This is a genomic window from Pantoea sp. E956-1 (assembly GCF_982223955.1).
This window is the reverse complement of the sequence record NZ_CEUYZP010000004.1, coordinates 138,815-153,065: the sequence shown is the minus strand read 5'-3', so window position 1 is coordinate 153,065 and position 14,251 is coordinate 138,815. Positions and strand designations below refer to the sequence as shown.

Below are 14,251 nucleotides of genomic sequence, written 5' to 3'. Positions count from 1 at the left end.
ATGTCACAACCTGTTCTGTGGCTGGGTGTCAGCCTGAAAATGTATTTTGGCTACCAGCAAACCCTCGACTGGTGCCACGATGTTGCCGCACTGGCGCGGCGTCATCCGGCGATTCAGCGCGGCGATATCGGGCTGTTTGTGTTGCCCGCCTATCCGGCGATACCGGCGGCTGCCGCTATTTTTGCCGATACGCCGGTACGCGTTGGGGGTCAGGATGTCTGCCAGGCTGAAAACGGTGCCTGGACCGGTGAAGTCAGCGCCAGCATGCTGCAGGAGCTGGGCTGTTCGCTGGCGGAGATCGGTCACGCCGAACGCCGCCGCCATTTCAATGAAGATTCCGCGCAGATTGCCGCCAAGGTGGCGATGTCGCTTAGCCATGGCCTGACGCCGGTGTTATGCATCGGGGAAGCGCAGCAGGGGGAGCCGTCGCAGGCGATTGCCCTGTGCCAGCAGCAGCTGGGCGAGGCGCTGTCGCTGGCACAACAGCAGGGCCTGACCGGCACGCTATTTTTTGCCTGGGAACCGCAGTGGGCGATTGGCGCACCGCAACCGGCACCCGAAAGCTATATCCGCGCGGTGTGTGAAGGTGTGCGTCAGCTGCCGACACCAGCAGGCATTACTCTGCAGGTGATCTACGGCGGCAGCGCCGGTCCGGGATTGATTCAGCGGCTTGGCGGAACGGTGGATGGTCTGTTCCTCGGCCGCTTTGCCCACGATCCTGCCGCGCTGGAGCAGATTATTGACGAGGCCAGCGCGCTGGCAGAGGAGTGTCACTCATGAGCCAGATCGGACTCAGCACCTACGCCTTTTTCTGGCGCATGTCAGAGCGGGTCCCGCAGCCGCTGACGCTGGAACAGATGCTGGAGCAGACCGCCGCACTCGATCTGTCGCTGTTCCAGATTTGCGATTATCCGGCGATTGAGAGCTGGTCGGATGCCGGCCTGCAACGATTGCGGCAGCAGGCGGATGCGCTGGGCATTACGCTGGAACTCGGCACTCGTGGGCTGGAGACGGCCCATCTGCAACGCTATCTGCAGATGGCGCAACAGCTCGATGCGCATGTCGTGCGCTCGATGTTTTACACCGCCAGCCATCGCCCCTCACTGGAGCAGGCGGCGCAGCTGATCGCCGACGTGCTGCCGGACTATGCAGAGCAGCAGGTCCGGCTCTGTCTTGAGACTTATGAGCAGGTCAAAACGGCGGATCTGATGTCCGTGATTAACCGCTTTCCGTCGCCGTGGCTGGGTGTCTGTCTCGATCCGGCCAACTGCGTCGCCGGGCTGGAGTTACCTGAGCAGGTCATTGCGCAGACCGCGACGCGGGTCGGCAATCTGCATATCAAAGATTTCGCCTTTACCCGGCGTGATGGCTGGGTCGGCTTTACCTATGCCGGCTGCCCGATGGGTGAAGGCTTGCTCGATTATGACCAGATGATCGCCAGCGTGCGTCCGGCCGAACGCGGCATTAACCAGATTATTGAACACTGGCTGCCGTGGCAGGAAGACGCTGCCACCACCTGTCAGCGTGAAGCTGAGTGGACAGCACGCAGCGTGGAATTTTTACGTAGTAAACAAAATCGGGAGTAATAATGAATCAACTGAAAACCCTTACTGTGATTGGCGCTGGCGGCAAGATGGGCATGCGCATTTCAGCCAACTTCCAGAAAAGTGATTACCAGGTCTTTTACTGTGAAAATTCGCCCGCGGCGCAGCAGCAGGTCACTCAACAGGGCCGTGAACTGTCGGATGCCGCCTCGGTGGTGCCGTTAAGCGACGTGGTGATCCTGGCGGTGCCGGATATCGTGCTGGGTAAGGTCTCTGAAGCGGTAGTGCCGCAGATGAAGGCCGGTGCGGTGCTGTTAACGCTCGATCCAGCCGCCGCCTATGCCAATCTGATCTTCCAGCGTGACGATATTCAGTATGCAGTGGCGCATCCCTGTCATCCATCGGTGTTCCTTGAGCGTTACACTAAAGAGGAGCACGCCGACGCCTTTGGCGGCATTGCTGCGATTCAGCACGTTGCCGCGGCTTATGAAACGGGCAGCGAGGCGCAGCGCGCCGAACTCAGCAAGGTGATCAGCGTGATGTATGGCCCGGTGGAGCAGGTGCACTGGGTGACGGTGACCCAACTGGCCTATCTTGAGCCGACGCTGGTTGAGACCGTCGCCTGCATGGTCGGTGCCTTTATGAAAGAAGCGCTCGATGAAACGGTGAAGCACAGTGGCGTTCCGGAAGAGGCCGCAAAAGCGATGCTCTACGGGCATATTCAGATTGCGCTGGCGGTAGCGTTCCGCGCCACTAATCCGTTCTCTGATGCCTGCATGATCGCCATGGAATATGGACGCGAAAAGATTGTGAAGCCTGACTGGAAGCAGATTTTCGATCAGAAAGAGCTGGATATCGTGATTGCCCGGATGCTGAAAATCGACGCCATTCGTCGCTAATCTGTGACACCGCTACCGGCTCGCCGCCTCAATGCCTGGCGAGGTGAGCCGGTTCAATGGTATAAATTCCCTCCTTAAACGCCTGTGCTTAGTCAGGTAACTCACTGCGAGACAGATAACGCATGGAAAAACACACGCCTTCTCAGGACGCCGAACTGCTGACCGAAATCGCAGTCGCCTATTATCAGGATGAAATTACCCAGGAAGAGATTGCGCGTAAGTTTGGCATTTCACGCATCAAAGTCGGACGGCTGCTGAAGCGTGCCAGGGAAGAGGGCATTGTTGAGATTAACGTGCGTTACCATCCGGTATTCAGTACCCGGCTTGAGCAGCAGCTGCTTGACCGCTTTCCCCGCTTACAGCGTGCGCTGATCGCGCTCGATCTGCAGGATAATGATGAGCAGCGGCGTCAGTTGGCGGCGCTGGTCTCCTCCTGGCTGGAGCAATCGCTTAAAGAAAACTCGGTGGTGGCCGTCGGGCAAGGGCGCAACGTGGCGGCGGTGGCCGATCATCCGGGCCAGGTGCCGACGCGTAACTGCCACTTCATCAGCGGTATCGGCGGCACTCACCGTCCCGGTGATGCGATCAACGCTGACCACATCAGCCGTCGACTGGCGAAGAAGTTTGGTGGCATCAGCGAAACGCTCTACGCTCCGGCATATGTTGAAGATCGCTCGCTGAAAGCGGCATTCATGCAGAACGGCACCATTAAAGAGACGCTGGATCGGGCTCGCAAAGCTGACTTCGCGCTGGTCGGCATCGGCGACATGAATGAAAACAGCTACATGGTGAAGTTAGGCTGGTTTACGCCGCACGAAATTATCGACGCCAGCCTGAATCAGGGCGTCATCGGCGATATCGCGGGTTACGACTTTTTTAATTCGCAGGGGCAGCATGTTGATACCGTGATGAACGATCGGGTGATTGGTCTGAGCATTGATGAACTGCGCAAGATCCCGTGTGTGATTGCCATCGCCTCGGAGAACACCAAAGCGATGGCGATTCTGGGCGCGTTACGCACCGGCGCTATCGACATCATCGCCACCACGGCGCAGAACATCCGCACCCTGCTGAACATGACGCAGAAAGCGGAGTAGTCGCCGCGCAGGCATGCAGCCTCTGCGGCGACGTGCCTCAGACGTTACTCTTCCTGCAGCGAGTAGGGCAGTGGCTGAATGGTCAGATGTTCGCCTTCATCGCCTTCCACCCGCAGCACGCTGTCCGGCTCCAGATCGTTATTCATCACGACCTGAATCCAGCTAATCCCGTCATCTAACTGCACCGCAGCCAGCACGCTGCCGGTTCGACGCCAGCGTTCACCCATCTGCAACTCCAGCGGGGCATTAGCTTCGGGCAGATGACTTGCCTGACCCGCCAGCCAGTAGAGCGCGCGTTTATTGGCGCCGCGATATTTCGCCCGGGCCACCATCTCCTGACCGGCATAGCACCCTTTTTTAAAGCTGATAGCATCCAGCGCCTGCAGGTTGGTGGCCTGCGGAATAAACTGCACGCTGGTGGCGGGATCAATCACCGGAATGCCGGCTTCAATCTCCAGCGCCAGCCACTGCTGACTGTCATTGAACTGTGCATCGTCATTGAGCTTCTGCTTCAGCGCTTCTGCCTGGGCCAGCGAAGTGACAATCAGAAAACGTTCGGCCGGATGGGCAAACCACAGCAGCGTGGTTTCTCCCTGCTGCACCACCGGTTTTTCACTGTCGGGCAGGCTATCAAACAGATTTGCCAGCGCGGCGCGCGCCTGAAAACCGGCCACACCCAGTAATACTGACTCATCATCAGCCACCATCGACACTTTCGAAAACACGGCGTATTTCTTTAACTCGGGCAGCTGGGTGTCGCGCAGTTCACGACGGATCAGATAGGCATAGCCTTCACCGCGATGGAACAGGCGCATATTGCTCCACATTTTGCCTTTAGCATCGCAGTGTGCGGCGAGCGAATGGTGGTCGGCATCCAGCGCGGCGACATCCAGCGTTAACTGACCCTGCAGGTAAGAGGTGCTGTCGGCGCCGGTAATGGAAACCAGCGCCCAGCTATCCAGTGACATCAGGGTTAACGGCAGACGAGACGACGCGGCAGGCTGGCGCGGCGGTAAAGTAAATGTGGGCATGGAGATATCCTGTATAAGAAGGTTCATCCGGAATAATATCTTCAATGTTAAAAGAGCCGACTGGCAATGCAACCTGTTTACGGAAAACGGCGCACAAAAGGCGTGATAACCCTGAAAACATTCAGCCTGAAATGTGGCAGGTTGCACAGCATGCGACGCTGCGCCTGCGAGCGGCATTAAACCAGGTTACACTAGGCGCCACGTTGTGAATTGTGGAAATTGATGCATGGATATTAATGATAAATCACGCATTCAGTGGGCCTGCCGTCGCGGCATGCTGGAACTGGATGTGGCGATTATGCCGTTCTTCAAATTTGAGTATGAGACGCTGAGCGACACCGATAAGCAGGTCTTTGTGGATTTGCTAAAGAGTGACGATCCCGATCTGTTTAACTGGCTGATGAATCACGGTGAGCCAAAGGATCCGGAGCTTAAGCGGATGGTGAACCTGATCCAGCAGCGTAACCATGATCGCGGCCCGGTGGCAATGTAAGCTGCAGCCCTCTCGCCTGGCGTGCGGGTTAGTGTGCGCCTGGCTGGTGACAGTAGTAACTGGCGTGGTGCTGATGACGCTGCCTGCAGGCAACGGGCTGGTTAAAGCACCGATTATTCTGCTGTTGCTGGCTGAGGGCTGGCGCAGCGTTCGGCGATTGATTCAACGGCAGGGCACGTTACAGCGGGAAAGCGTCCATTGCTGGATCTGGCAGGGAAAACGCTGGCGGCCAACTCAGCCTTTACGCTGGTTACCCGTTGGCGTGCTGCTGGTGGCGAAGAGCGAACAGGGTGCCACGCTGCGCTGGTGGCTGATGCAGGACAATATGCAGCCGGGCGAATGGCGAGCGTTACGCGCCTGCTGCTTCAGCAAGGCACGGCATTAACGCCAGCAGGGCAGGCAAAGCGTCTTAAGCCGTTTATCTGCCTGCACTGCGGTTCAATAATGACAGGCAAGGGTGGTTAAAGCCGCTCACCTGTTCATGCTACGGTTCGACACCGGCAGAAGGGCCGTCAGAGCAGTCCGGCGGTTTCGGTTAACACCTGCTCGCACCACTGCTCAACGCGCTCATCGGTGACCTCGAACTGATTCACATCATCCAGCGCCAGACCCACAAACTGCGAGCCATCGGCACTCAGCGGTTTCGGGCTGGTGAACTCATAGCCTTCAAGCGGCCAGTAGCCGACAAAACGTACCCCCATCGGCTGCAGCAAATCGTGCAGCATGCCGAGCGCATCTAAAAACCACTCGCCATAGCCAATCTGATCGCCCATGCCATACAGTGCGACAATCTTGTTTTGCAGATTCAGCGCGGGCAACTGCGGCCAGATCGCCTCCCAGTCCTCCTGCAACTCACCGAAATCCCAGGTCGGGATGCCCATGATCAGCAAGTCGTACTGCTCCATCAGGCGCGGGTCGTCATCTTTCACGTTATGCAGCGTCACTAACTCTTCGCCAATAAAATCGCGAATTTTCTCCGCTACGATTTCGGTGTAACAGGTACTGGAACCGTAAAAAAGACCGATTTTCATGCAGATAACACTCTGTAAATACTGACTTTGGCGCAATTGTACCAGAAGCGCTGCTGAATCAGGCATAATGAGCATGATTTTACACCAGACGGCGGAGATAACGTGCAGGACAGCGATCTGACAGAACAGTTTCTTGATGCGCTCTGGATTGAACGCAATCTGGCGCAGAATACTCTCTCCTCTTATCGCCAGGACCTCCAGACGCTGACCGGCTGGCTGGCGCATCACCAGCTGACGCTGCTTAGCGTTGCGCCGCTGGATCTGCAGCAGTTTCTGGCTGAACGACTGGAGGGAGGCTACAAGGCGACCAGCTCAGCGCGGCTGCTCAGCGCCATGCGTCGCCTGTTCCAGTATCTTTATCGCGAAAAGCTGCGCCCGGACGATCCCAGCGCGCTGCTGTCAGCACCAAAACTGCCGCAGCGTTTACCGAAAGATCTCAGTGAGGCGCAGGTCGAGCGGCTGTTGCAGGCGCCAAATATCGATATCCCGCTGGAGCTGCGGGACAAAGCGATGCTGGAGCTGCTCTACGCCACGGGCCTGCGCGTCTCTGAACTGATTGGCCTGACGCTCAGCGACATCAGCCTGCGCCAGGGCGTTGTCCGGGTTATCGGTAAAGGGGATAAAGAGCGGCTGGTGCCTTTAGGTGAAGAAGCGGTTTACTGGCTGGAGCAATATATGGAACATGGTCGTCCGTGGCTGCTTAACGGTCAGACGCTGGACGTGATGTTTCCCAGTAATCGGGCGCAGCAGATGACGCGCCAGACCTTCTGGCATCGCATCAAGCATTACGCCACGCTGGCGGGCATCGACAGCGAAAAGTTATCACCGCATGTCATGCGCCATGCCTTTGCGACCCATCTGCTGAACCACGGTGCCGATCTGCGTGTCGTACAGATGCTGCTGGGACACAGCGATCTCTCCACCACCCAAATTTATACGCACGTCGCCACTGAGCGCCTGCGTCTGTTGCATCAACAACACCATCCGCGGGCCTGAACCGCGGTGATAAGGACAAAAATGAACAAGCATTTTGCCATGCTGGCTCTTTTAGCCAGCGCCTTTTCCGGTCTCGCACAGGCCGATGACAGCGCCATTCAGCAATCACTTAAAAAGCTCGGTCTGAACCAGACGGAGATCAGCCCGTCACCGCTGCCGGGTTTTAAAACCGTGCTGTCAGAAAGCGGCGTGCTCTACGTGACCGACGACGGCAAACATATGATCCAGGGGCCACTCTATGACGTCAGCGGCAAACAGCCGGTCAACGTCACTAACCAGCTGCTGGACAAAAAAGTCGAGGCGCTGGTGCCGGAGATGATCGTCTACAAAGCGCCTAAAGAGCAGCACGTGATCACGGTCTTCACCGACATCACCTGTGGCTACTGTCACAAGCTGCACGAGCAGATGGCGGACTACAATGCGCTGGGCATCACCGTGCGCTACCTGGCGTTTCCGCGTGAAGGGCTGAATGGTCAGATTGAACCAGCGATGAAAGCAATCTGGTGCAGCGCTGACCGTAATAAAGCGTTTGATGAGGCGATGAAAGGCAATGCGCCGAAGATGGCCGCACCAGACAGCTGCAAAATCGATATCGCCCAGCACTATAAACTTGGCGTGCTGTTCGGCATTCAGGGCACGCCCGCGATGCTGACTGACAGCGGCATGATGATCCCAGGATATCAGTCGCCGCAGGAGCTGAAGCAGGTGCTGGACAATCAGAAGCGTGGTGGTTAATCGGTGGTAAAACAGGATGTGGAACTCCGTCGCCGTGAGGTGACGGTTGATGATGCGCTTCCGGCGACGCTGCCGCCGCTGCTGAAACGACTCTATCTGCAACGCGGCGTGCGCGACGCGGCAGAGCTGGAGCGCGGGGCGAAAAACCTGCTGCCGTACCAGTCCTTAAGCGGGATTGAGAGCGCAGTGGAACTGCTGCATCAGGCGCTGCTGGATGGGCGTCGCATTATGGTGGTGGGCGACTTTGACGCCGATGGCGCGACCAGTACCGCGCTGACGGTCATGGCGCTGCGCAGCATGGGCGGCGGCAACGTGCAGTATCTGGTGCCTAATCGCTTTGAAGATGGTTATGGCCTCAGCCCTGAAGTGGTTGAACAGGCGCGCGCGCGCGGCGCGGCGATGATCCTGACCGTCGACAACGGCATCTCCTCCCACGCCGGTGTTGATTTCGCCCATCAGCACGGCATTCCGGTGCTGATTACCGACCACCACCTGCCGGGCGAAACGTTACCGGCCGCTGAGGCGATCGTGAATCCCAATCTGCCGGACTGCAACTTTCCCTCACGTGCACTGGCGGGCGTGGGCGTTGCGTTCTATCTGATGCTGGCGCTGCGCGCCCATCTGCGCACCCAGGGCTGGTTTGGTGCCACCCGCACCGAACCGAATCTGGCGGAGATGCTGGATCTGGTGGCGCTCGGCACGGTTGCCGACGTGGTGCCGCTCGACGTCAACAACCGCATTCTGGTGTGGCAGGGACTCAGCCGCATCCGGGCGGGAAAATGCCGCCCAGGCATCCGGGCGCTGCTGGAGATTGCTAATCGCGATGCACGTCAGATGGCGGCCAGCGATCTCGGCTTTGCGCTGGGGCCACGGCTCAATGCCGCAGGCCGGCTCGACGATATGTCGGTGGGCGTGGCGCTGTTAATGACGGAGGATCTCAGTCAGGCACGGATGTTAGCCAGTGAGCTGGACGCGCTGAACCAGACGCGCAAAGAGATAGAGCAGGGCATGCAGAGCGAAGCGCTGGCGCTGTGTCAGGCGCTGGAGCGTGAGCAGAGCGATCTGCCGCTGGGGCTGGCCTTTTATCATCCCGAATGGCATCAGGGGGTGGTGGGTATCCTCGCCTCTCGTCTGAAAGAGCGTTTCCATCGTCCGGTGATTGCCTTTGCGCCGGCGGGCGATGGTACGCTGAAAGGCTCAGGCCGCTCAATTGCCGGTCTGCATCTGCGCGACGCGCTGGAGCGTCTGGATACGCTGAATCCCGGCCTGATGCTGAAGTTCGGCGGGCATGCCATGGCGGCAGGCTTATCACTGGAAACCGCACGCTACGAGGAGTTTCGTCAGCGCTTTGCCGATCTGGTCGGTGAGTGGCTGGATGGCGAATCTCTGCAGGGCATCATCTGGTCAGATGGTGCGTTGCAGCCGCAGGAGTTTTCGCTGCAGACCGCTGAGATGCTGCGCGAAGCGGGGCCCTGGGGCCAGGCGTTCCCGGAACCCGCTTTTGACGGCAAATTTAAGCTGCTGCAACAGCGGCTGGTGGGCGAGCGACATCTGAAAGTGATGGTCGAACCGCTGGACGGCGGTCCGCTGATCGACGGGATTGCCTTTAATGTCGATACCACCCTGTGGCCCGACAGCAGCATTCGTCAGGTCGAACTGGCCTATAAGCTGGATATCAATGAGTATCGCGGTAACCGCTCAGTACAGCTAATCATCGACCATATCTGGCCGCTTAACTGATTTTTATAAGGCGCGCGCGTCTCCGGCCATGGCAGAGGCGCGTCAGCCTGATTTCTCCCTGCGTTAATCTGCTGTGCGAGCGGTCGTTGTCGCGGCCCGATAAGCAAATTCAACGCGTCACGCCGCACCGGCATCAGCCCGCTGTCTCAGCGCTACAATCTGCCGCCAGTTTCGGGTAAACTTGTGCGTTAAATTTCCTGTCCCATCGAACATAAGAAAGACGCTAAAGCCATGTTTGAAATCAACCCGGTCAAAAACCGTATTCAGGACCTCAGTGAGCGCAGCGACGTTCTTCGGGGGTATCTTTGACTACGATGCCAAGAAAGAACGCCTCGAAGAAGTAAACGCCGAGCTGGAACAGCCCGATGTCTGGAACGAACCTGAGCGTGCTCAGGCGCTGGGCAAAGAGCGCTCCTCGCTGGAAGCAATCGTGCAGACGCTGGATCAGATGTCGCAGGGCCTGGAAGATGTGCAGGGTCTGCTTGAACTGGCGGTAGAAGCGGAAGACGAAGAGACTTTCGACGAAGCGGTTGCCGAGCTGGATGTCCTTGAGGGCAAGCTGGGCGAACTGGAATTCCGCCGCATGTTCTCTGGCGAGTATGACAGCGCCGACTGCTACATCGATTTGCAGGCGGGTTCCGGCGGCACCGAAGCGCAGGACTGGGCCAGCATGCTGATGCGTATGTATCTGCGTTGGGCTGAAGCCAAAGGCTTCAAAACCGAAATTATCGAAGAGTCTGAAGGTGAAGTTGCAGGCATTAAATCTGTGACTATTCGCGTGTCAGGCGACTACGCCTTTGGCTGGTTGCGCACTGAAACGGGCGTGCATCGACTGGTGCGTAAGAGCCCGTTTGACTCCGGCGGTCGTCGTCACACCTCATTCAGCTCCGCCTTTATCTACCCGGAAGTCGATGACGATATTGATATCGACATCAACCCAGCCGATCTGCGCATTGACGTCTATCGTGCGTCAGGGGCGGGCGGCCAGCACGTTAACCGGACGGAATCTGCGGTACGTATTACCCATATTCCAACCGGTACCGTCACCCAGTGTCAGAATGACCGTTCTCAGCACAAGAACAAAGATCAGGCGATGAAGCAGATGAAAGCGAAGCTGTACGAGCTTGAGATGCAGAAGAAAAACGCTGAGAAACAGGCGCTGGAGGACAACAAGTCCGACATCGGCTGGGGAAGTCAGATCCGTTCTTACGTTCTCGATGATGCACGCATCAAAGATCTGCGCACCGGCGTAGAGACGCGTAACACCCAGGCGGTGCTGGACGGCGACCTGGATCGATTCATTGAAGCTAGTTTAAAAGCAGGGTTATAAGGAACCGACATGTCTGAACAACAACCGCAGAGCGCTGATGCCGCCGTTGAGTTAAATAACGAACTGAAAGCGCGTCGCGAAAAGCTGAGCGTGCTGCGTGCAAATGGCGTGGCGTTTCCTAACGATTTCCGTCGTGACAGCCTCTCAAACCAGCTACATGAGAGCTATGACGAGAAGAGCAACGAAGAGCTTGAAGATCTCGGCATCGAAGTCAGCGTCGCCGGACGTATGATGACCCGTCGTATCATGGGTAAAGCCTCTTTCGTGACCCTGCAGGATGTGGGTGGCCGGATTCAGCTTTACGTCTCGCGTGACGATCTGGCTGAAGGCATCTACAACGAGCAGTTCAAAAAGTGGGATCTCGGCGATATCCTGGGCGCGCGCGGCAAACTGTTCAAAACCAAAACCGGCGAACTGTCGATCCACTGTTCTGAACTGCGCCTGCTGACCAAAGCACTGCGTCCGCTGCCGGACAAGTTCCACGGCCTGGCCGATCAGGAAACGCGCTACCGTCAGCGTTACCTTGATCTCATCGCCAACGAGGAATCGCGTAACACCTTCAGAATTCGTTCGCAGATCATGGCTGGTATTCGCCAGTTCATGGTGGGCCGCGACTTTATGGAAGTGGAAACCCCGATGATGCAGGTGATCCCTGGCGGCGCGTCTGCGCGTCCGTTCATCACCCATCACAATGCGCTGGATATCGACATGTATCTGCGTATCGCCCCAGAGCTTTATCTGAAGCGTCTGGTGGTGGGCGGATTCGATCGCGTGTTCGAGATCAACCGTAACTTCCGTAACGAAGGTATTTCGCCACGTCATAACCCAGAGTTCACCATGATGGAACTCTATATGGCCTATGCGGATTACAAAGATCTGATCGAGCTGACCGAAAGCCTGTTCCGTACGCTGGCGCAGGATGTGCTGGGCAGCACCGTAGTGCCTTACGGCGAGCAGGAGTTTGATTTCGGTAAACCGTTTGAAAAACTGACCATGCGTGAAGCGATCAAGAAATACCGTCCGGAAACGGATCTGGCCGATCTGGAAGACTTTGATAAAGCGGTGGCGATTGCTCAATCGCTGCACATCAAGGTTGAGAAAAGCTGGGGTCTGGGCCGCGTCGTAACCGAAATCTTTGAAGAGACCGCAGAAGCGCATCTGATTCAGCCGACCTTCATCACTGAATATCCGGCTGAAGTCTCTCCGCTGGCCCGTCGTAACGACGAGAACCCGGAAATTACCGATCGCTTTGAGTTCTTCATTGGCGGTCGTGAAATCGGTAACGGCTTCTCTGAGCTGAACGATGCGGAAGATCAGGCTGAGCGTTTCCTGCAGCAGGTGAATGCCAAAGATGCCGGCGACGACGAAGCGATGTTCTACGACGAAGACTATGTCACCGCACTGGAGCACGGTCTGCCGCCAACCGCCGGTCTGGGTATCGGTATTGACCGTATGGTGATGTTGTTTACCAACAGCCACACTATCCGCGATGTAATTCTGTTCCCGGCACTGCGTCCAGGCAGCAAGTAATTTAATCCTGAAAAACAGGATAAAGCTGCACCCCAAAAGTCTGATACAGGCTGATTAAGGTGCAGCTTTTTTTTATCTTACCAACACCCATCATCGACAAAATCGCTTCTCAAGCGGAGCCGCATTTTTCCTTCAAAACGTTACTATCCAAACACCCTCTGATGACACAGACTGCATAATAGTGAAATCAATGAATCAGGTTAACCTCGCAGTTTCATTAAAGGTTTTTAAGGGGCTAATCAGCAGATAGAAAATCATCTTTTTTCGTGCATCAATGATATTTATTTTTCTCCAGACATCCCAGGACCACAATCCTGATATAAGGCTTAGCTATAAAAGCTTAAACCTCAAAACTATTTAGTCTGAAAATATTTTCATTTAATAATGTTTAATTCATTTCTGTGAGCGTGAGTCTATCCTCAGATAGGTATTATCAATGTTTACCTTCTCATGCAGACTTAAAATTACATGGCAATTTGATCATGTAGGTTGTAGAAATTGTTCCGTTTAAGTTAAAGCCAGACTTTATGCTTATACATACTAACTCTTTGATCTGAGATAATTTTTGTACTTTATTTCAGGCGTTAAATATGATGCATCTATCATTTTTTAATAATAATCATTCCGATTTTGTAGCGAGTGTTGATTGGAGGATGGCATTTTTAGCTCAGAAATTAATAATGTTGATTATAAGATGGCTGACCAATTTAATAGAGGCAGGGTTTGGTTTTTAAAACTCTAAATAATAATAAATAATCTACAGGGTCAGTAGCGATGAGTAATGAAATATTTATTCTGGATGATGATTTTTATTTGATTAATGGAATCAAAGAAATCATAAAAAAAATTTTTTCGGATAATAAAAAACGCATAATAATTAAACAGGTCACCCTGATTGAATTGATGAATATCGATCTTAATTATAAGGCAAAAAAGAGATATAGCATTGCTATTGTACCTGGCCATAGGTATGAAACACTGAACATCTTTGCGGGTATGGAACACATAAAAATGGTTCCCGGCAACGTAAGTCTGGTGACAATCTCTGCCTTGCTCAGCGAGGTGGCAACGTCAGGTACTCCTTCCGATTGGACTGGAGTTAGCAGTAGCCTTTACCTGACGGCGAAAGAAAGACGATACTGCTATCTGGTATTCAGTGGCATATCCAATAAAAAAATCGCCCGCTATTTTCAATGTACTGAAAAGAATATCAGCTATCTGAAGAGGAAAATTATGTCGAAGTGGCGATGTAAAAACAGTCTGGATTTTTACAAGATCATCAATTATTTTTACGGTGGTAACGACAGTCTGCTTAGTTAGTCCGAAACCGCATCAATAGCCGATACGTAATTGAATACCGCCCAGCCTGAACAGATAGGATTATCACCCTGAGTTTAGCCAGGCGGTGCTCAATTGTGTTGTCGGTCTCTGATGGGGCTTTTTCCAGAATCCTGGCAATAAGAAGCCGTATCCCCGGTCTAATTGTATCCTCTTAAAAAATCTCATCTTTCCGGTCATCGAGCTTTATACCAGCTGAATGGCATGGTACTGACTAAGAACACATCACACTTCTCAATTTACGTTCAAAAGCACGATATAACACCATTCTGATTTTTGTTCTAAACCTGGATTAGCGCTGTCTGAAGTTTTCAGTCTGCGTTCATGGGTTTTAACAGCACCATGAGGGGGGAACATATGATAGTGAGATCATAACCTGCTCATTTCTTCTCGACACCATTTTCTCCAGCTTCAATGCTGCCTGAAAGTTTGTCAGCAGCTGGATTACCCGATGCTGACCGGGCTTATTTCTGCTATCTGAATCAAA

The 14,251-nt window shown here is 54.8% G+C and carries 14 protein-coding genes; 12 read left to right on the top strand and 2 right to left on the bottom strand.

What is annotated here, in order from left to right; translation table 11 throughout:
• The 4 genes from AC0T7J_RS13265 (at window position 1) to AC0T7J_RS13250 (ending at window position 3,540) form a co-directional block, all read left to right on the top strand.
• Window positions 1-780, top strand: coding sequence for a triose-phosphate isomerase family protein (locus AC0T7J_RS13265; protein WP_182687710.1), 780 nt, complete (start codon window positions 1-3; stop codon window positions 778-780).
• The gene (locus tag AC0T7J_RS13260; RefSeq protein ID WP_182687712.1) at window positions 777-1,586 is read left to right on the top strand and encodes a sugar phosphate isomerase/epimerase family protein; all 810 of its coding nucleotides are present in this window, start codon (window positions 777-779) and stop codon (window positions 1,584-1,586) included. Before AC0T7J_RS13265 ends, AC0T7J_RS13260 begins: the two co-directional genes overlap by 4 nt.
• Window positions 1,586-2,443, top strand: coding sequence for a phosphogluconate dehydrogenase C-terminal domain-containing protein (locus AC0T7J_RS13255; protein ID WP_182687753.1), 858 nt, complete (start codon window positions 1,586-1,588; stop codon window positions 2,441-2,443). Before AC0T7J_RS13260 ends, AC0T7J_RS13255 begins: the two co-directional genes overlap by 1 nt.
• A gap of 122 nt (window positions 2,444-2,565) precedes the next feature.
• Entirely contained in the window at window positions 2,566-3,540 is a 975-nt protein-coding gene (locus tag AC0T7J_RS13250; protein ID WP_473794782.1) for a sugar-binding transcriptional regulator, read from the top strand.
• Window positions 3,541-3,584: 44 nt separating this feature from the next.
• On the opposite strand, the gene ygfZ is transcribed toward AC0T7J_RS13250, so the two are convergent.
• Window positions 3,585-4,571, bottom strand: coding sequence for a tRNA-modifying protein YgfZ (ygfZ, locus tag AC0T7J_RS13245; protein WP_473794780.1), 987 nt, complete (start codon window positions 4,569-4,571; stop codon window positions 3,585-3,587).
• A 226-nt stretch (window positions 4,572-4,797) separates the two neighbouring features.
• Here ygfZ and sdhE point away from each other — a divergent pair, with 226 nt between their 5' ends.
• On the top strand, window positions 4,798-5,064 hold the full coding sequence (sdhE, locus tag AC0T7J_RS13240; protein ID WP_143991089.1) for an FAD assembly factor SdhE: 267 nt from the start codon (window positions 4,798-4,800) through the stop codon (window positions 5,062-5,064).
• Complete coding sequence (locus AC0T7J_RS13235; protein ID WP_473794778.1) at window positions 5,039-5,449, top strand: protein YgfX; 411 nt, start codon at window positions 5,039-5,041, stop codon at window positions 5,447-5,449. The genes sdhE and AC0T7J_RS13235 overlap by 26 nt, the downstream gene beginning before the upstream one ends.
• A 127-nt stretch (window positions 5,450-5,576) precedes the next feature.
• Here the strand turns inward: AC0T7J_RS13235 and fldB are convergent, their stop codons facing one another.
• Window positions 5,577-6,095, bottom strand: a complete 519-nt coding sequence (gene fldB / locus AC0T7J_RS13230) for a flavodoxin FldB (protein ID WP_010248777.1) — start codon at window positions 6,093-6,095, stop codon at window positions 5,577-5,579.
• A gap of 102 nt (window positions 6,096-6,197) precedes the next feature.
• On the opposite strand from fldB, the gene xerD reads away from it, so the two are divergent.
• The 6 genes from xerD (at window position 6,198) to AC0T7J_RS13200 (ending at window position 13,746) form a co-directional block, all read left to right on the top strand.
• Window positions 6,198-7,091, top strand: coding sequence for a site-specific tyrosine recombinase XerD (gene xerD / locus AC0T7J_RS13225; protein WP_473794776.1), 894 nt, complete (start codon window positions 6,198-6,200; stop codon window positions 7,089-7,091).
• 21 nt (window positions 7,092-7,112) lie between these two features.
• A complete protein-coding gene (gene dsbC / locus AC0T7J_RS13220; RefSeq protein ID WP_010671049.1) occupies window positions 7,113-7,826 on the top strand; it encodes a bifunctional protein-disulfide isomerase/oxidoreductase DsbC in 714 nt (237 codons plus the stop codon).
• A gap of 3 nt (window positions 7,827-7,829) precedes the next feature.
• Entirely contained in the window at window positions 7,830-9,566 is a 1,737-nt protein-coding gene (recJ, locus tag AC0T7J_RS13215) for a single-stranded-DNA-specific exonuclease RecJ (protein ID WP_473794773.1), read from the top strand.
• 231 nt (window positions 9,567-9,797) lie between these two features.
• Window positions 9,798-10,896, top strand: a protein-coding gene (prfB, locus tag AC0T7J_RS13210; RefSeq protein ID WP_099257461.1) for a peptide chain release factor 2 whose coding sequence is annotated in 2 segments (ribosomal slippage) — window positions 9,798-9,872 and window positions 9,874-10,896 — 1,098 coding nt in all. Because the reading frame shifts where the segments join, the coding sequence is not laid out codon by codon here.
• A 9-nt stretch (window positions 10,897-10,905) separates the two neighbouring features.
• The gene (gene lysS / locus AC0T7J_RS13205) at window positions 10,906-12,426 is read left to right on the top strand and encodes a lysine--tRNA ligase (RefSeq protein WP_277972016.1); all 1,521 of its coding nucleotides are present in this window, start codon (window positions 10,906-10,908) and stop codon (window positions 12,424-12,426) included.
• 774 nt (window positions 12,427-13,200) lie between these two features.
• The gene (locus AC0T7J_RS13200; RefSeq protein ID WP_473794771.1) at window positions 13,201-13,746 is read left to right on the top strand and encodes a helix-turn-helix transcriptional regulator; all 546 of its coding nucleotides are present in this window, start codon (window positions 13,201-13,203) and stop codon (window positions 13,744-13,746) included.
• The last annotated feature ends 505 nt before the right edge of the window (window positions 13,747-14,251 follow it).

What these genes read in the sequence shown, in the direction of transcription:
- AC0T7J_RS13265 (WP_182687710.1), top strand. Translation starts at nt 1, where the DNA reads ATGTCACAACCTGTTCTGTGGCTGGGTGTCAGCCTGAAAATGTATTTT.
- AC0T7J_RS13260 (WP_182687712.1), top strand. Translation starts at nt 777, where the DNA reads ATGAGCCAGATCGGACTCAGCACCTACGCCTTTTTCTGGCGCATGTCA.
- AC0T7J_RS13250 (WP_473794782.1), top strand. Translation starts at nt 2,566, where the DNA reads ATGGAAAAACACACGCCTTCTCAGGACGCCGAACTGCTGACCGAAATC.
- ygfZ (WP_473794780.1), bottom strand. Translation starts at nt 4,571, where the DNA reads ATGCCCACATTTACTTTACCGCCGCGCCAGCCTGCCGCGTCGTCTCGT.
- sdhE (WP_143991089.1), top strand. Translation starts at nt 4,798, where the DNA reads ATGGATATTAATGATAAATCACGCATTCAGTGGGCCTGCCGTCGCGGC.
- AC0T7J_RS13235 (WP_473794778.1), top strand. Translation starts at nt 5,039, where the DNA reads ATGATCGCGGCCCGGTGGCAATGTAAGCTGCAGCCCTCTCGCCTGGCG.
- fldB (WP_010248777.1), bottom strand. Translation starts at nt 6,095, where the DNA reads ATGAAAATCGGTCTTTTTTACGGTTCCAGTACCTGTTACACCGAAATC.
- dsbC (WP_010671049.1), top strand. Translation starts at nt 7,113, where the DNA reads ATGAACAAGCATTTTGCCATGCTGGCTCTTTTAGCCAGCGCCTTTTCC.
- lysS (WP_277972016.1), top strand. Translation starts at nt 10,906, where the DNA reads ATGTCTGAACAACAACCGCAGAGCGCTGATGCCGCCGTTGAGTTAAAT.
- AC0T7J_RS13200 (WP_473794771.1), top strand. Translation starts at nt 13,201, where the DNA reads ATGAGTAATGAAATATTTATTCTGGATGATGATTTTTATTTGATTAAT.